This window comes from Phycicoccus flavus (assembly GCF_004025965.2).
Taxonomy (GTDB): domain Bacteria; phylum Actinomycetota; class Actinomycetes; order Actinomycetales; family Dermatophilaceae; genus Phycicoccus; species Phycicoccus flavus.
Map to the genome: position 1 here is coordinate 1 of NZ_SAYU02000037.1, position 17697 is coordinate 17697.

The following is a 17697-nucleotide window of genomic DNA, read 5'->3' on the forward strand; positions in this document are numbered from 1 at the left end:
GCAGACGACGTCGGACCCGAAGCCGGACAAGCCCGGCAAGACGCCTCCGCCGAAGAAGTAGCGCGGCCGGGTCGGCGGCCGCCCGGTCAGCGGCCCGCGAGCGCGCTGCGCACGGCGGCGGCCACCCGGCCGCCCTCGGCGCGGCCCGCGACCTCGGCCTGGGCGGCCTTCATGACCCGTCCCATGTCCTGCATGCCGGTGGCGCCGGTGGACTCGACCGCCCGCTGGGCAACAGCCCGCAGCTCGTCGTCGCCGAGCTGGGCCGGCAGGTAGCCCTCGAGCACGGACAGCTCGGCCTCCTCGCCCTCGGCCAGCTCCTCGCGGCCCGCGCCGTGGTAGGCGGTGGCTGCCTCGCGGCGCTTCTTGGCCTCCTTGGCCAGCACCGCGAGGACCTCGTCGTCATCCAGCTCGCGAGCCTCGTCGCCGGCCACCTCGGCCGTCGTGACCGCCGTGAGGGCCATCCGCAGCGTCGCCGCGGTCACCTTGTCGCGGGCGCGCATGGCGTCGTGCAGGTCGCCCTGGAGCCGGGCCTTGAGGGTGGTGTCGGTCATGCAGGCATCCTCGCACCCGGCGCCCGCCGGCGGCATCCGGGTCGGGCCGCGGTGCGGCCCCGGCCGCGGCCCCCGGGTTTGCGAGGATGGACGCATGGACCGACTCCCCCGCGCCCTGCTCCGTACGCTCGGCGTCGCCGCCGGCACCGGCGTCGCGGCGGTCGCGTACGCGGGGCTCGTCGAGCGCACGTGGTTCGCGCTGCGCCGGGTCGCGGTCCCCGTGCTGCCGCCCGGGTCGGCCCCGGTGCGGGTGCTCCAGGTCTCGGACCTGCACCTGACGCCAGGGCAGGAGAAGAAGATCGCCTGGGTCCGCTCGCTCGCCGACCTGCGGCCCGACTTCGTCGTCGACACCGGCGACAACCTCGCCCACGCCGCCGCGGTCCCGCCGCTGCTGCGGGCGCTGGAGCCGTTGCTGGAGTTCCCGGGCGCCTTCGTCCTGGGCTCCAACGACTACTTCGCCCCGGTCCCGAAGAACCCGGCGCGCTACCTCACCTCCTCCTACGCCAAGGCGCCGCGGCAGCGCGGCAACCTGCCGGTGGGCGAGCTCGTCGACGGGCTGCGCGCCGGTGGTTGGGCGGACCTGGACAACGCCCGGGAGGTCGTGACGATGGGCGGGCACCGGGTCGAGCTGGTCGGGGTCAACGACCCGCACGTCGACTTCGACCGGTACGACGAGGTGTCCGGTCAGGCCCGCGAGGACGCCGCCCTCACCGTCGGGCTCGTCCACGCGCCCTACCAGCGGATCCTCGACGCCATGACCCGCGACGGCGCCGGTCTCGTCCTGGCCGGCCACACCCACGGCGGTCAGCTGGCCCTTCCCTTCCACGGCGCGCTCGTCACCAACTGCGACCTCGACACCGGCCGCGCCAAGGGCGTCTCGCGCTGGTGGCCGGGCGCGGGCTCGGCCGGGCGGCGCGGGCGGGTGCGGCCGTCCTCGCAGGCACCCCGGGACGCCGCATGGCTCCACGTGTCGGCCGGCCTCGGCACCTCGCCGTACGCCCCGGTGCGCTTCGCCTGCCGCCCCGAGGCCACCCTGCTGACCCTGCTCGCGAAGGACCCCGACTTCCCCGACTGACCGGCCGCGCCGGGTCCCGGCGAACCGATTTCGGATGCTTCCCGGTGGTCGGCTATCCTCGGGTGTCGCCGCGGGCAGCAGCCCTCGGAGGCAGCCACGGGGTGTGGCGCAGCTTGGTAGCGCGCGTCGTTCGGGACGACGAGGTCGCAGGTTCAAATCCTGTCACCCCGACCGTGAGCACGAGGGCCCTGACCAGCGGAAACGCGGTCAGGGCCCTCTTTGGAACTCTGATCAGGGCACAACTGAGGCATAACTGGCGTGTCGTTGACACCGAAACCATCGACTGAGGTAGCCAGGCAGTCCCGGAATCGCACGAGGGCTGGGCGGGACCGCGCCGCTGAGGTTGGGGTGATCGTGGGTGTCTCTGGCGAGCTGAGATCTCGTCGCCGAGGGAGAGATGGCGGGAACTTCACTCTTTGGCTGTTGACCTGCAGTTTCTTGTTACCTTCCGGTGGCGTGTCAGCACTGTGACAGACTCTGTACGGAATGTTCGGACGCGAGGCCGTGCCTGTGGGCTGAGAGCCGGCTGCCGTGGCATCGCTTTCAGGGGCCTCCTGGCGGCGAAGCCAAGCCGTTAGATAGCTTCGCTTCACAGGGAGGTCTTACCGCCCTACAAGCTTGCAAATCAGGCGAAGTCCGATGCACAAGCGAACCCAGGGGCTCGCGAGGCGACGGCGGAGCCGAGCGATGTAGAGCAGTTGCGTCGTCTCGACTTGCCCCTCGAGAAACCTCGAACTAGGTGGCGGCCCGCGAGCCCTCAAAGGCCGATGATGCCGGCGATGTTGTCGGACAGAATCGTCTCTCGGACGGCGTGGCGTTCGACGCTCAGTAGCGAAGTGAGGTCGGCGGCGCTGGCGATCCGGTGTGCTTGGACGTCCTGTCGGATGCTGTTGCGGATGAACCCGACGCGAAGGCTGGTGAACGTGTAGTAGCCCTTGAGGCGCGCCTGGCTGCAGCGCTGATGGATCAGGTAGTTCAGGCCCATAGGTGATAGCGGGACGTTCCACACGGCTGAGGCCGAGACCTGCAGGAATGCTGGCTGCGCGGCTTGGCATTGGTGTGGATCCAGTCTGCCCAGCCAGTCGCGCCACGCCTCTCGGGGGCAGTAGAGGGGATTCTCTTCCGTCGCTAGCCCGACCGCTCGTTGTCTTCCTGCTACGCGCAGGAGGAGGCCGTTCGAGAGGTCGTCGATGTCGCCCTGTCTTAGCGCGAGAGCTTCACGGCCGCGCAGCGCCGCACCGTAGCTTGTCAGGATGATGGCGCGGTCACGGCTCTCCTGCGGTCCGGGCTGGATCAGCTGGGACACCACGGCCGCCGCACGAGCTCTGGACTTCGCAGTCGGATGGGATTGGTAGGGCAGTTGCCGAGTCACGAGTCCGAGGCGAGAGACGTTGCACTTGCCGGTCTCTGATCCGAGCACGAGATCGTCGCCGGCGGCATCGGCGCGCTGCAAGACGCGGAGGGCATTGACGGGACAGATGCGGGTGTCGGGGTCCTGTTGGAGGTGCAGCGTGAGGTTTCGCAGGTGGGTGTACCAGTGGTCACGGACGTGAATGTCGACGGCTGAGCGGCTGAAGGAGATGTCTCGCCAGCGCAGTTCTGCGAGAACAGTGTTGGGTAGCGAGGTCGTGTGGGCTAGAAGGACTGCCGCCCGGCTTCGGAGTTTGTCGTGCGACGGGCGCATGGTGGCGTCCACCAGGGCGCGCACCAGTTCCGGGTAGAGGGGGTCGGCGCGGGCGGAGCCACCGAGCGGGGCTTGTACGTGCAGGCCCTGCAGGAACCGCGCCACGTCGGGGGATCGGCTCCACGGTGTCGTACCGCGTGTGATGGAGGCCAGGTCCAGGAGTTGAAGGGTGTTGCGGGCCGTTCGTCCGGTGGTTGACCGGGTCAGGTGTGTATGGGTGAGGTAGAGGACGACCGACTCCTCTGTCACGCTCAGGCCGAGCGGCCTGCAGAACTCCTCCAGTCGGCGCCACTCGCGGTCCGCGGCGCGGAGCCTGCGGGTGGATGCGCCGCGGGCGGTCAGGTCGCTTCGGGTGGTCATGGCTACAGACCTAGCCTGTTAGCCGGGTTACCGCGGAACGGATCATCGGTGCGGATGTAGCGGATCAGGCTGTCGAGGGTGGCGTGGCCACTTTGTCGCGCGATCTTGTGGAGAGGGATGTCCAGATCGGCGGCGGTGCTGATGAATCCGGCGCGCAGGCTGCGCCCTCCCCACCGCCCCTCGAGGCCGGCTTGCTCGGCTCGGCGCCGGACGAGGTAGGCGAGCGCTTCAGGGGTAAGTGGATCCGTGCCGAGCCGGCCTGAGCGCCCCACCCGAACGAAGCACGGGAGGTCCGGCAGGCGTTCAGCACCAAAGCGTTGTCCGCAGCGGGCTCGCCAGGCCAGGACGGCCCGCACTGGGCAGGTGACTTCGCTCTGGCCGCGAGGAATGCCGACGCTGCGGCCGCGGCCCGATCGGTCGGTCTTGGAGTGGCGGAGCATCACGAGCAGACCGTTCGGTTTCAGGGTGATGTCGGACCACCGGAGCCGGACGAGGTCGACGCGGCGAAAGGCTCCTGCGAAGCCGAGCAGAATCAGCGCCTTGTCCCGCAACACCTCGCTGTCGTTGCGACCGAGAACGTCGATTACTTCGTCGAGCTCGGGCCGCTCCGAATGCGCGGCGAGCGCACCGCTTCGCGAGTGACGGATGGAGTAGATCCCCTTGGCCGAGAGCGGGCGCCGGTGACGGTGAGCCGCGGAGCTGACAAAGAGATGTCCGGGATCGGTTCCGCGGAGTTCGACAAACTGGGTGAGGGCCTCCAGCGGGTCGGGGCCGGTCTTGGGTCCGTGTCGGAGGATGACTTCACGAGGTGGGGTTCGTTTGGTGGCCCGGACGGTGACGAGGGCACGGGCTGGCGCGATCTCGAGGTCCTGGAGGGAAAGACGCGCGATTTCGCCATCCCCGAGGCCGGCCCTGTGCAACGCGAAGACCGCTCGGTCGCGCACGTCGATGGGACGTCGCGCGTGACGATCGAGCAGCTCGCACACGGTACGGACTTCGGCGATCTTCAGCGCGGAGACCGACGGAGGAGCAAGCCGGTCTCGCCGGCTTCGGCTCAGCCCTCGCATCAACAGGGTGACTCCCGGATCCAGGCCGGGGGCAGGTGCGCCAGCCTCGATGTGCACCCGGTTGATGGCCGCCACCCAGCCGCGGATCGTTGGCAGTGAGTAGGCCGTGGTTCCCACGGTAGTGGTCAGGTAGAGCATGACCGTCTCCGGCGCCGCGGGCAGCGACGCCAACTCCCGGGTCTCGCACCATTCCTCAAAGAGCTTCCAGCGCCGGGCATAGGCCGCTCTCGTCGAGTCCGTGATCGCCTGGGCGTACATCGCTGCGGTGTGATCGACTAGCGCGGCCAGCGCCGGATCGGCTGGAACGTCCCCTTCAGTCGCGGCGCCAGGGAGCCAGCCGAGGAACGCCTTCACCCGAGCGGCGTGGAGCATCGCCGCGAGGTCCGAGGCTGGCACTCCTTTCGGGACGCTCGAGGGTGCCCGTCGCTGTCTCGGCATGCTCGGTCGGGGGCGCTGGGCGATGGGTGGACCGACGCTCTCGCTACTACTGGCCACATTCCAGTGTTCCTCTGGGGGCAATGCATGGCAATGTGCGAGGGCGAAGCCGGGCCCCACGCGCGGCAAGGGTGCTCTTAGCCGGAGTAGTCCCAGATGACGCTCCGTGCGCACCTTGCGCCTTCAGGCATCCAAGCGGTCGCTGCGCGGCAGCATGCAGCGCGCCTTGAAGGCCCTGTCCGCGGTTCACGACCTGGAGCACGTACGTGACCGGCACAGACAAGGTGGCCTTCCGGGCCCCCGTACACCCGCGGCTATTACCGATACGCGGTCCGGGTCGGCAACGCGACTATTACAAAGGTCATCCGCAGCATGTGACCGGCGGGCAGGGATCGTCGACGTTCCTGACGGGCACAGCCCAGCGGTCCAGTGCACGACCTGCGCCGGAGGAGTCCCAGAATCGGCGTCGCCGGACAACCTATAGGTGATCTGTTCGATGAGCCCGGGCGGGTTGCTGATGCCCCGACCAGACCGCGTCCCAAGTGCGCCGATCTTGCTCGTCAGGTTCCTAGCGATCACGCCCGGAGGGTGCCTACAGACCGCAAGACGCACCCCCGCGAAGTTGGGCATGAGGCTCCCATCGCTCGTCTACTCTCGCCCGCGAGCCTTTCGATGAGCCAGACGACGGCCAGGTCACCCTCTTCCTTGACGATGACGCCGGCCTCCTCGCTCGTGGCGACTCACAGGCGATCGACGCAGTGCCGGCAGAACGGCTGGCGCCCGCGGAGCTCAATGCGCATCGGCGGGCGACCTCCCGCGTTGCCAACGTCACGGTCGCGGGCGCCAGTGTGGTCGCGCTCGCCGCGACGAGCCAGAAGTACTTGCGATCAATCGGCTGGCTGGTCAACCACTACGTCGTCAGGCTTCGCCGAGTTGATAACGGTCCACTGGATCAGGTTGCTTCTCGGAACCGCCTTGGCCGGCACAGCGATCGAGATCAGGCCGACGAGGTCATCGCGATCCACAGGCTTCATCGTGTCGTCAGGCTCACGGTCCGGCACAACCGAAATGAGGATGACACCCCGAGTCGCGGACTCACCCAGCGGAGCAACGGTCTCGCCGAGCGCGATGGGTCGGGCGGCAGCACGGTGCTTCCGGTCGGAGCCTACGAAGTCGATTCGCCGAGCCCGACGCTTGCGCTTCACGATGGAGACTTCGCCGCCGAGTTCAGGGATGTCGAACACACGACCATCCATGTGGGGCCAAGTCCACACCACAGCCCAATCGGTGATCTTCTTGTCGTCCGTTGCCTTCTCGATGAAGCCCCGGAAAGCTCTGATGTTGGCCTCGTACTCGGGATGCCAACCCAGTTTGCCGAAGAGCTCGTTAAACTCACCGGCGTCGACAAGGCCCACCCGCGCTCGCTGCGTGTACCCCGACTTGCCGTCGAGCTCGTACGGGAGCATGACCTCGCTGGTTGCCTTGGCGAGCAGCGGCACCACGACGTTGTCGAAGTTCTTGCGATTCGCCTCGCTTCCCTGCTCCGGGAGGCCGTAGAGGTCCTGGATATCGGTCGGTGCTCTGTTGGCAATGACTGCGTTCCACATCTTGTTGCGCGCAGTCGGCTTCAGCCATGGCAGGTGCTGGCTAACGAGTGGAGGAATCTGACGCGGCTCCAGCAACGGCATACCCTGCTCGTCGAAGCCGGCGTACTGGCTGAGCTCGGCGCGGAACGCCTCTTCATCCATGAGCAACGCCTCGAATGCCTCGTAGAGGTCGACCTGAGGGTCCCTGCGGATGTAGAGGCGCACGAGATCCTGGTAGCCGGGCCGGAAGCCGAACCAGCGTCCCGCTTGCATCAGGGTGTCCGCCTGGCCCGCCTTGCGCCGGAAGTAGGAGACCGTCAGCCCCTCCACCGTGAAGCCTCGGCTCAACTGGGTGCCACCGACGAGGATGCGCCACACCTTGTCTGCCTCGAAGTCGAGCTTCTTCTGCTGCGCCTGGATCTCCTTGTCGGAGTTGACGATGAGCACGGGGTCGCCATCGATCGTGATCTGAGCGAGGGCTTCCCCGACGTAAGGCTTCAACGCGTCGAACGACTCGGGGACAGAGGCGCCCGACGACCGCGCATTCATGACCGGAAGGAAGTCGTCCGTGAAGAGCTTCTTCAGGCGCGCAAAGCCCTCTGCTGAGTTGAACTTGGCCTTGCTCCAGAGGGATCGGACGTCGGCGGCCGTGTCGGCGTGGTCGTCCCTCTTGACTGACTCGTGGACGAGCATCGTGTGGTGCCTGAACCTGAGGTCGGAGTGCGCTTCGCGGTACTTCTTGATGGCGCCTGAGAGCACCCATGCGTCCAGGGCTTCCTGGAGTTCCTCGACGCGACCGACGGGGTCGGTGTCCTTGTCGCCGACAAGTGGCCGGATGTGCGCCAACTCGTTCGAGTTGGCGACAGTCTTCTCTTCATCGTCCCACCGCTTGCCGACATCGTGGAACTCTTGGACGCCCATGTAGCCCGGCGGTCGGTGAAGTGAGAGCACGAAGTCGGCCGGGAAGAGGTCTCGCTCGTCGTCGGGATCGACGAAGACGTTAGCGAACGGGGTGGCGGTATAGCCGACGTACTGGGCGCGCGGGCAGATTTCGAGGATCTCGGTGATCAGCTGGTTGATCGTCGTCCGCTTCCGGTTCTCGGCCGAGCCCTTCTTCCACTTGGCCGGGTTGGTGGTGTCCACCGACGCCTGATCGGACTCGTCGTCGATGATCAAGACGGGCAGCTCGGCGAGGTCGTTCTTGAGCGGCTTTAGGTCCTGGATCAGCTTCTTGAGAGGGGCTGGGTTCTTCTTGATGACCGCGACGTAAGCCCCGGAGTGGAACAGATTCTCTTCATCGTTGAGCGGCTTCTGCTTGTTCTTGCGCGCGAACTTGAGTTTGGTCATGGCCTGCGGGAGGCGCTTGTAGTCACTGCGGTGACTCGTCACGCGAGCGATCTCGACAACGCCTGGCAGCGTGAGGGCGTCGCCGTGCTCGACGAAGCGTCCAGCCATCCATTCCTGGTCCTGCTGGTAGTCGAGCTCCTTCGCCACCGCGGGATCGTTCGGATCCTGGCCGGCGAGGATGTTCTCGACGCCCATCAGCTCCATGTCCATGCGCCGCTGCGTCTGAGCGCGGAGGATTTCGATCGTGCCGGTGAGCACGACGATCAGCCGGTAACCGGCGTCGATGCCCTTGGCAACGACGCCGGTGAAGTTCGCGGTCTTGCCACTTTGGACATAGCCGACCACCAGACCCTTGGTCTGCTTGGCCTCGGGGCGCGTCGGGCGACTGAGCCGTTCGATAACCTCCGTCGTGGTCTCGTCCAGCGAGGTGATCGACGGCGCCGGCCACTTCTTGACGTCTCGGAGATATGCCTCGTAGTCGTCCCAATAGACGCTGGTGCGCAGCTTCCGTTCGGTCGCGTACCAAGGCTCGAAGACCTTGGAGATCACGACCGAAGGAACCTCGAACACCTCAACCCTCGTCGTGAATGCTGAGGCGACCTCAGCCGACAGGCCGAGGCATGTGTAGATGGCAGCGCGGCGTTCCTGTGTGCAAGGGAACGTCGCGACGCCGTCCGGGCTTAGGAAGCCGTCCTGGTTGTCCCATTTCGCCAACGCCATCCGCGCCTGCGTCAGGGCCGAGTCGTTCTCGTCCGCCTGCTGAATGAACGTGGCAAGTTCGGCATCGCCCACCGGTGCGCCGGCCAGCGCAGACAGGATCGGACCGAGTGGCGGTGTGGGTTGTTGGTTCTTCAGTGCCACGAAGGCATTGGTTAGTGCGTCGGCCCACATCGGGCGTTGATCAGTCACGTTCGTCAGCTCTCCTTCGACTCCACGAAGCCGCCGATGGGGTCGGGAAGCGCGTCATGGTGCAGTTCGGTCAGATCCACCCTGTACGAGACGTCCGACAGAAGCGCGAAGTTGGGCACGACGGGTCCGACGAGATCGGGGGTCATCGCCGGGAAGTCGCCCTTCACGTCGTACGCGCGTGGTTGGGAGCGAAGGGCCCAGTAAGTCGGGTAGAGGTCAGCATCATCGTCGTCCCAGCCGAAACTTGCGAGCATGGCGTTGACCGCGACCTGGTGGCCGCCAGCGATCGTCCGGACGTGCGCGACGACCTGCGGGAGCGTCCGCCCACCGTCCGGCGACGTTCTCGTGAGCTGGACCGAAAGGAGGCTGAGTGGCACCCCCCGCAGCGGCACCAGTTGGTCAAGCCCATGGATGACGTGCCGACGGCGTTCGCTGCTTGTCGTCTTAACCTCAATATGCACCGAGTCGAAGGTGAAGTCGTGTTCCTCCGACAGCGGTCCCTGCCAAGACGCAGTCGCCGGGCCCGCGCCGACCTGATGGATCAGGTACTCCAGGAAGAGGAGCTCTCCCAGGAGCCCAACCTCCTTCTCGGTGGTCAGCGCGCCACGACTCGCGAACACGTTCCTGTGGCGGGTCACCGCTGCGGCGACGGCCGCCGCCAGCGGCATCTTCTCGATCTGAAGCTCATCGGCGACGGTCGCAAGAAGTCCGTACCCCCCATGAACGCTGCCTTCGACGCGGACGGTCAGCTCGGCAACTTCGTCATCGCCAGCCGAGACCGCGGCGAAGCCGACATTCCTCAGTTTCGCGACGTCCGGCTCGGGCGTGTCGTAGGGCGTCACCAGGGTGATGAGCCCGTTCTTCGGGTCGAGCTGGAGTCGGCAGGAGGGCTCGCCCTTGATGGGCAACACCATCGGTGCCCCGTTGCTCCACAACTCGTCGAGGGTTGTGAATGTCAGATGGCGTGCGTCGTCCGGCGTAATGGTCATCTCTTCGGTCCTCACTCGCCGCGCATGTGCTCTTCGGTGGTTGCGGCCGCTCCAAGAACACTCTTCCAGAGCGCGATCTCGTCCTTGTCTCGCGAGCCGAGGATCTGGCCCTCGAATACGTGGTGGCTCAGCAGGTACAGCAACGCCTTGAGAACAGGGGCGTCGTTCAGGCTGCCACCGTCGGGTGCGAACAGGCTGCGGTAGCGACTGTTGAGCCACAGGGTCTTCCCCGGGTGGTCAACGTCGAGGAACTCTCCTGCAGGCATGCGCCTCCACTTGACGTTCACCGGGTCCCCGTCGATGAACGACAATTCGCTGCCGATCCGCTTCCGCACGGCAGGGGCAATGCCCTTGTCGGGCCTGATGGCGGGCCTACGTCGACGCTTGCGCTTGTTCGCGTCGGTGTAGATCGATTCGGCGTCCTGCAGGAAGGTCAGGAACGTGGTGCCGTCCGAGGCTTCGGCCTTGTTGATCGCGTCGTGGAAGACCGGCTCGAACTTCAGCCCGCTCTTCTCTGGGTTCATGGTCACGAACGGTCCTATGGCGCCGGTGTCTTCGAGAACCACTCGGGCGAGCTGACGTGCGGGGGTCGGCGTCGCGGTGTCGGACCATCCGCCGATCTGCAGGAGGCGGTCGTTCCGGTAGATGTAGAACCCCTGGAACTGGTCCCCGGTCTTCCCGCCGATGCGGAAGCCCGTCACATCGGACTTGGCCGGCCAGACGTGGCAACGTAGTTTCACGCGGGTGTCGCCCGCCTTCGCCGTTAGGTCCTTCGGGTATTCGGGATGCCCCGACGTGGCGTAGCCGAACGGATCGATGGGCAGTATCGGTACGCCCGGGCCAGCGAACGCCTCGCCGAGCTCGTCGATCAGCACGTCGATTCGGAGCTGCTTGGCCGCGATCAGCCTGTGAAAGGTCACCCCGAGATGTGACCTGAGCGCTTCGTTGCGCGTCGACAGCCAACTACGTGCCTCGTCGTGACTCCGGCCGCGGTAGGCATTGCGGACATCCGTCCATACGATCGACGTCCCTTCCTCCGACCCGAGCAGGATCTGCCTGTCGGCAGCGCGCTCCGATGCGGCGTCGGCCGACAACACCTCGCACGTGAAGTCCTTCGAGAAGTCCGCCCGCCGGATACGGCGCCCGATCGGGGTTGCGCCGTAGCTCGTGGACCAGACGGTCAGCACATCGCTATGGCCGAACGACGCTGCCTTCAGTCCCATCCCAAAGTGCCCGAGGTCGCGGTCGGAGTAGACGCGCTGGTGGCCGATCGTCATGGCGGCGTTGGCCGCGGCCGCGTCCATCCCCTTTCCGTTATCGATAACTTCGACCTGGCTGAGGCGATCGTTCTGAGTGAGGAGCCGGATGGTGACTCGCGATGCACCGGCGTCGATGCTGTTGTCGACCAGATCGGCGATCGCGGATTCGAGCGTGTGATTGGCCCCGAGACCCTTGACGAGCCCCGCGTCAGGAGCGAGCTTTATCCTCTCGACTACGTCGTCCTCGGCCCTCACCACTCGACGTCCTCGAAGTCGCTCTTGTCGAATCCGAGAACTCGGCTGTTCTCCCGCACCGTTCGTGCCACGGCTTCCGAGAATCCCTCGCTGTTCTCAGCACTCACTTCGAGGACGATTGAGACGTTCTCCGAGCCACGAGCGGACAAGATGTGCCGAACTACCTCGTCGATGACGTCGCGCAGCCTGCCTGCGATTGCGTCCGCATCCGACGCATCGACCTCGTAGCGCCCTTCGTATCGAGCGCGTTCGACGACGGACGAGTTGCTCGTGACGGGCTGCGAGTCAGCTGCTATTGCGGTCGCCGTAGGGCCGCTCGATGGGGGCACCTGCGTGTCCGGAGCTCCAGGCGAACTCGACTGGGCGGCGGACAGCTCGCGAGCACGTTGGGCCGACGCGACATGGGGAGCGACGAGATAGGTGTCGTCCGTGACAGATATCGGCCCGTCCTCGATGGGAACCGTGAGGCGTTTGAAGTCACCCGACTCGGCGTCGTAGTCAACGGCAAGGGCGAAGCCGGTCTGAGGCCACGCGATATCCATCGCGACATCTTCGATGGCGCGGATCAGGACTTCCTTGTCGCGCAGCCGCGGCAGGTAGGGGTACTTCGTGTAATAGTCCCAGAGATCGCCGACCCGGATGCGTCCTTGGTTCCACACGCGGTGGAGCTTGGAGTCAAGATCGTGGCGGATCGTCGCCGGCGCGATCTCGACTCGGAGCACGTCTTCCTTGACGAGCTTCTTGCCGGTGCGGACTCCGAGGCGATCGTCGTCTCCGTCAGCTCGTACTACCGAGATGCTGAACGGTTCGTTCTCGCCCCGGTCGCGAGGATAGAGGGCCCAGATCCAGCTTGTGCCGATGCGCTGTGCGACGACCTTGTTGGTCTCGTCGACCTTCGCGCTCGCGAGCGCGACGCGCTGTTGGGTCAGGTCGAGGTGATCCTTGTCCGTGACCACGCTGCGCCAGGCCAAGTGTTGCCGGACGACGGACTCTAGCTCGGCATATCGCTGCTCGTCGGCGGCCAGAAAGACCAGAGTGTTCCGCCGCTCGCGGCTTGCGCTTCCTCGATTTGCCACGACATCCCGTGCGAACCGGATGGCGCTCGAGTCGGTGTCCTTGTTCTTGTGGGTGAACTGCGGGTGCACGTAGACGAGTCTGACGGCTTCGGCTTCTGGGACGTCCGAGGCGTCGGTCGGGGCGACGATGGCCGCGGCGAAGTCGGCACCGGCCTGGCCTGCTTGCTTGAGTCGGGTCACGACCTCGGCCCACACATCTTCCTCGTGGAGGTTAGCAGCGCGCTCGTTGACGGTGCGATTCAGCGAAGGCTGCAGGTCGTACCAGTAACGAACACCCTCGGCAAAGAGGTACGTGGCCCGATCGCTTAGCATCTGGAGCGCCGACCCGAAGTTGCCGACCGTGTCGCCCGGCATCGCGACACCGAGGAAGATGTTGTTGCGCTCGATGCCCTTATGGGCACTCTGCAAGGTGGCCGCCGAACCGAGGAACGCAGAGCGTGCAATCCGTCGCGTCAGGCCCCGTTTGCCGAAAAGGGGGCGCTCGCGATCGATCTGGAACGGCAGGCTGTCGGTCCCGTCGACGTCAGAGTCGATGACGGAGCGCCATTGCACGTCGACGTACTGCGTCAGCTCGCCGACGACCTTGTCGGCCGCGATCGGGACGGACCCGGGCATGATCAGCGGCGAGTCGTCCCCGGCGGCGTACAGCTCCTTGACCACTCCGCTCATGAGTCGGAGTACGCCACGCGTGCGTTGGAACCGCTCCAGAGTGGCCCAGTCCTCGTAGAGGCGTGCGAAGAGCTCAGGATGGATCGGGTACGCCGAGCGAATCTTCTGCTCGTATGCGTCCTCGGTCGTTTCGCGCGGGAACTCTCCCTGGTGCTCGCGATAGAAGGTCACGAACTTGCGGGCAGTCGCTGCCACTTGCCGGAAGGCCTGCGCGTCCGGCTGCTCGAAGAGCCGGCGTCGCACGATTTCGAACGACTCCTGGGCCGAAGCCGGATGCCACTGGTGAGCCACGCGGCCGACGACGTGTTCGAGTCGGCGCAGCGCGGCCCGCCCCCGTTCTCCACCGGTCTCAAGATCGGATGCAACGGACTCCGCGGCTGTTCCGTCAGCCTCGCGCCGGACGTCGCTCGCCGGGATCGAGACCAGGAGGAGCGCGCCGGGTGTCGCCGCGACCGCCTCTGTCAGCAGCTGAGCGAAGGTGAACTGGGTCTCGAACGTGCCACCGGGCAGGTCGTCGTCCCCGAGTTGGCGCGCGTAGGCAACCCACTCATCGATGAGGATGACGCAGGGCGAGTATTGAGCCAGGAGGTCACGCAGGTGGTCGCCGGGGCTGGTGCTGGTGGCATCTGACTCCGCGACGAGGTCGAACGCCTCCCGTCCGCCAAGCTGTCGCGCAATCTCGCCCCAGAGCGTCCGCACGGTCAGCCCGTCACGCTGCCGAGCCTGCCCTGCAGCGATTTCGTTGCCGACCACGGCGACCCTGCGGATCGTGCGGTCACCGTCAGCAAGCCCGGCCGTGTGGAGGATCTCCTGGAACTCCTGCGGCAGCTCAGCAGCCGGAACTGACGAGAACAATTGCCAGACCGCAAGCATCGAGTGCGTCTTGCCGCCACCGAACGTGGTCTGAAGGTTGATCACTGGTGCCGCGGCGGCGGCACCGGCGACGCGGTTCGCTGCTTGGGTGAGGAGGTCCTTCAGCCCGGCCGTGAGGAATGTCCGCCGGAAGAACTCGACCGGGTCAGAGTATTCCGCCGAGGTCGTACCGGTGTCATGTGCCACCGAGTGAAGGTTGGCTGCGAACTCGGATTCCTTGAACCGTCCGCTGAGGACATCCGGATGGGGTTTGAGCACGTCGCGCCACGGTGTTAGCTCGACATCGCCGAGGCCGAAGATCGAGGTGCTCTCCCGGACGTCTCGCCGGGTCTCGGCCTCGATCTGGGCACGCTGTAGGTCGGTGCGCTCGGCCTTGATCCGGTCGGCTGCGCCCGGTTGGTCTGCTGCTCGCAGGAGCCGCTCGGCGGTGTCGAGTGCGCGGTAGGTGTCGTCGAAGTTGAAGGGCGCGCCGTGCGCTGCACGGTTCCGGATGTCACGGAGTTCGCCAGCCAGGTTCTGTTCGGCCCTAGATAGCGCAGACGAGAACGGGAAGCCAATGGCGCCGAGGCGCTCGGTCATGACCCGGAGTTGCATTGACAGATCCGTCGGCACGTACAGGGAGCCGACCTTGTCGTTTCCCTTCTGCTCGTCGAGCACCCTCAGGATCGCTGGCCACTCGGCGCCAGCAGGCACGTATGGCGCGAGTTGACGGGCGACGAACGGGCCGAGGGCCTCGGCAGTAGTTTCGAGTGCGCGTGAAACGCGCTCGCGGTTGCTGACAGCCATGGAGCGCCTCCTCAGTCGCCGAGTTCGTCGTCAAGAGCAAGCATGGCCTGCTCAGTCGCCCTTGGTGCCGCACTCGCGTGGGCTCTCGCTGCGGCTGTGACCTCGGGCCAGGAGGTGACGAGTGCGTTGAACATGCCGGCGACCTGGACCATCGACCGTTTCTCTGCGAGAGAGAACACGAGGTAAGCCAACTCCTTCACTGCCTCGACATCGACCCTCGCTGACGCGCCGTCGAGGATCCGGCCAGCCTCTGCTAGTCCGCTCTCGTCCAGGGCCTTCGCCAAGTGCATGGCGATCTCCCAGAGCGTGATGTGTTCGTCGCGCTCGGGCCGGTAGGCCGTTGGGAGTTCCGCGGTGGTCAGCAGACGCACCTCGCCTGCCTTGGCGTACACGGCCCCAGACCGGTCAAGCCCCGCGACGGACGTGTTGTATGCCGCGGCAAGTGTCTCAGCTCCGCCATACGCCGCCTTGTCGAACCCGTGAGTCTCGAACCACTTCACGCACCAGCGTGTGTCTTTGTCGAAGTCACCCTCCTGATCGGACAGCACCTCGGCGAGGACCGAGTTGATCAACCGCAGAGCCTCCCGCACCGAGACACTGGACCCAGCTGGCTCGACGACTCGTGCGTACCTTGAGAACAGCGCCATGCCCGGCCCAATGGCCGCCTGAGCAAGGTCTACGGGTGCGATCGCAGCGCGCTGAAGGTCTGCGAGCGCCGGCGGCAGCTCGTCACGAAGCAGATCCAAGTAGCCGCGTCGATCGATAACTGGTGCATCCTCGGGGCGCGGCCGCAGCGATAGCACGATGGATGACGCGAGCGCGTTGGAGTCGATACTCCTCATGCGGTTGCCGAGTTCGCTTCGCATGGGCCAGGTTGAGGTGATGACCCAACCGGACCGGACCATTCCCTCCAGGAGGGTCTCCCAGCCTGTGGAGGCATCGCCACCTGCCTCAGACTCCGTTTGCTTGAACGCGTAATAGACGGTGATCGGGAATCGAGAGTCCGCCGTCGCACAGACCCTGGAGAAGACGGAGCGGAAGCCGTTCTCGAAGAATGCCTTAGCGCCCGCCGGCCCGTCGTGGCGGAACGGGTTAGCAACCAGCTCCTCGTCTTTCGGCACGAGAAGTGTCGAAAGCAACTCAGGATAGATCGAGCGGAGGGAGCGTCGTAGCCAGACATAAAAGAAGTCGGACAGATCTGAGTAGTCGATGTTGTCGTAGTACGGCGGGTCCGTTGAAACGACCACACCGTCGTACGACCTCGATGCCGCATCGGCCTGAGCGACGGTTCCAGCACCCGCGGGCACCAAGGATTCCAGGGACTTCGCCACCCACGTCCACTGGTCGCGCATGTTGCCCGACGACGACGACAGCGGGTTCGCCTCGCAATAGTCCCAAACCATGGGGATCGCCTGCCGCGAGAACAGGTGCCCGATGCCCTCGTTCTTGATGTCCGAGCGCCATGCGCAGAGGGCGTTGTGGTAGTCCGTGGCCTTCGAGACGCCAAATCCGAGGAACGTCGCAACCGCATCGGCGTAACCGGCAGTCCCGCCGTCGGCGATCACCTTCTCGCGAGCCAAAGCAACCATGTCGCTGAATGTGACGAGGGCGTGCAACTGTCGGGAGGTGAACAGGTCTGCCCACTTCTTGAATCCGTATGCCTGAACTCGGAACCCAAGCGCTTGGTCCGGGAGAGACGCGGCCGGGGCGTCGCGCGGCGCAGCAACCTCGTCAGCGATCTCAGCGTGTTTGGTCGAGGGTGCGAGATAGACGCGCTGGCGGTCGCCCTCAGCCACGATAGCCATCAGTCGACGGCCAAGCCCGCCTGCCGCGGCCATCGCCCGGACAACCTTCAGGTCAGTCGCAGAACCGCAGGCAACGCATACCGCGCCTTGCCGGCCAACCGTTCCATCCTTGTCGCTCGCTGGTGCAAAGCGACTGTCGGTGCCGATGCTGAATTCAACACGCTTGCCTGAGGGGTGTGTCTGGTCTGCAACGACCGACGGCACCACATAGGCCTGCTTGCCACGCTTCTTCCCCAGCCACCATGATCTTGCGAGCGGCATCTCAACGCCGCAAGCGGGGTTTGGGCACGTGATTGTGCGCGCCCAGAGCCACGCGATGACCGTCTTGCCGTCCGCCTGCGGATAGAGCGGCCCGAGTCCCTCTTCAGCCAGGTCGCGCATCCACTGGCCGTACGCGCGCACGTCGGCCGCAAGACCCTCCGCACCCTTCCAGTTCCGAATCTCGGCTTCCGCGAGACCTGGGAAGACTGGCGGTTGATCCCTGAACTGCGCAGGGATCTCGATTAGAGCCTTGTTGATCAGGACTGCGACTGGGTTGAGGTCGGAAGCCTGAACGTCCAGACCAAGTCTCTGCGCTTCAAGGGGGATCGTCCCGCCGCCGGCGAAAGGATCCAGAATCGTCGGCGGTGCCCCACCAGTTGACTTCAAGATCTCGGCGTGTGCTTCAGCGAGCAACTTTTCATCGCGGACGTTGTCCCAGTCAGCGAGTCGCTCGACGATCTCGTGCAGGCGTTCGCGCTCGCGCCTCTGGTCATCTTCGCTTGCGAACTCCTCCGGGCACGCGCTCGGATCATCAACGAGCTGGGCAAACAGCACCGCACGGGCGGCGGCCAACGGACGGCGAGCCCACCAAAGGTGGAGGGTCGAGGGGTGGCCGTGGCGTATGGACTTCTCCCTCGCCGCCTGCTTGTTGATCGCCTCCAGCGGTAGCGATACCTCGATGAGCTTGCGCTTCAACCTGTTCCCTCGAC

9 protein-coding genes and 1 tRNA gene are annotated in these 17697 nt (G+C 65.9%); 2 read left to right on the plus strand and 8 right to left on the minus strand.

All coding sequences use genetic code 11. The features are described 5' to 3' along the window. Positions 1–86: 86 nt before the first annotated feature. On the minus strand, positions 87–551 hold the full coding sequence (locus EPD83_RS11890) for a GatB/YqeY domain-containing protein (protein WP_128365148.1): 465 nt from the start codon (positions 549–551) through the stop codon (positions 87–89). A gap of 94 nt (positions 552–645) precedes the next feature. Between EPD83_RS11890 and EPD83_RS11895 the strand changes: the two genes are divergently transcribed. Both EPD83_RS11895 and EPD83_RS11900 read left to right on the plus strand, forming a co-directional pair. Continuing rightward, a complete protein-coding gene (locus EPD83_RS11895) occupies positions 646–1626 on the plus strand; it encodes a metallophosphoesterase (RefSeq protein WP_128365150.1) in 981 nt (326 codons plus the stop codon). Positions 1627–1723: 97 nt separating this feature from the next. After that, positions 1724–1797 (plus strand) — tRNA-Pro (locus EPD83_RS11900). A gap of 586 nt (positions 1798–2383) precedes the next feature. On the opposite strand, the gene EPD83_RS11905 is transcribed toward EPD83_RS11900, so the two are convergent. The 7 genes from EPD83_RS11905 to EPD83_RS11935 form a co-directional block, all read right to left on the minus strand. After that, on the minus strand, positions 2384–3670 hold the full coding sequence (locus EPD83_RS11905; protein WP_128365151.1) for a site-specific integrase: 1287 nt from the start codon (positions 3668–3670) through the stop codon (positions 2384–2386). A 2-nt stretch (positions 3671–3672) separates the two neighbouring features. Then, the gene (locus EPD83_RS11910; protein ID WP_164896049.1) at positions 3673–5091 is read right to left on the minus strand and encodes a tyrosine-type recombinase/integrase; all 1419 of its coding nucleotides are present in this window, start codon (positions 5089–5091) and stop codon (positions 3673–3675) included. Between the two features lie 968 nt (positions 5092–6059). Further along, positions 6060–9014, minus strand: coding sequence for a Z1 domain-containing protein (locus EPD83_RS11915; RefSeq protein ID WP_128365154.1), 2955 nt, complete (start codon positions 9012–9014; stop codon positions 6060–6062). A gap of 5 nt (positions 9015–9019) precedes the next feature. After that, positions 9020–10003 (minus strand): PD-(D/E)XK motif protein, encoded by a 984-nt coding sequence (locus tag EPD83_RS11920; protein ID WP_205859512.1) that lies wholly within the window; start codon positions 10001–10003, stop codon positions 9020–9022. 11 nt (positions 10004–10014) lie between these two features. Next, a complete protein-coding gene (locus EPD83_RS11925) occupies positions 10015–11517 on the minus strand; it encodes an ATP-binding protein (RefSeq protein ID WP_128365156.1) in 1503 nt (500 codons plus the stop codon). Further along, positions 11514–14921, minus strand: coding sequence for a DUF499 domain-containing protein (locus EPD83_RS11930; RefSeq protein WP_128365158.1), 3408 nt, complete (start codon positions 14919–14921; stop codon positions 11514–11516). Before EPD83_RS11930 ends, EPD83_RS11925 begins: the two co-directional genes overlap by 4 nt. Positions 14922–14932: 11 nt before the next feature. Next, positions 14933–17683 carry a DUF1156 domain-containing protein gene (locus EPD83_RS11935; protein ID WP_128365159.1) on the minus strand — a complete coding sequence of 917 codons (2751 nt, stop codon included), beginning with the start codon at positions 17681–17683 and terminating at the stop codon, positions 14933–14935. Positions 17684–17697: the final 14 nt, after the last annotated feature.

Excerpts from the sequence above, each read along its gene's own strand:
- EPD83_RS11890 (WP_128365148.1), bottom strand. The coding sequence starts at position 551 with ATGACCGACACCACCCTCAAGGCCCGGCTCCAGGGCGACCTGCACGAC.
- EPD83_RS11920 (WP_205859512.1), bottom strand. The coding sequence starts at position 10,003 with ATGACCATTACGCCGGACGACGCACGCCATCTGACATTCACAACCCTC.
- EPD83_RS11895 (WP_128365150.1), top strand. The coding sequence starts at position 646 with ATGGACCGACTCCCCCGCGCCCTGCTCCGTACGCTCGGCGTCGCCGCC.
- EPD83_RS11905 (WP_128365151.1), bottom strand. The coding sequence starts at position 3,670 with ATGACCACCCGAAGCGACCTGACCGCCCGCGGCGCATCCACCCGCAGG.
- EPD83_RS11930 (WP_128365158.1), bottom strand. The coding sequence starts at position 14,921 with ATGGCTGTCAGCAACCGCGAGCGCGTTTCACGCGCACTCGAAACTACT.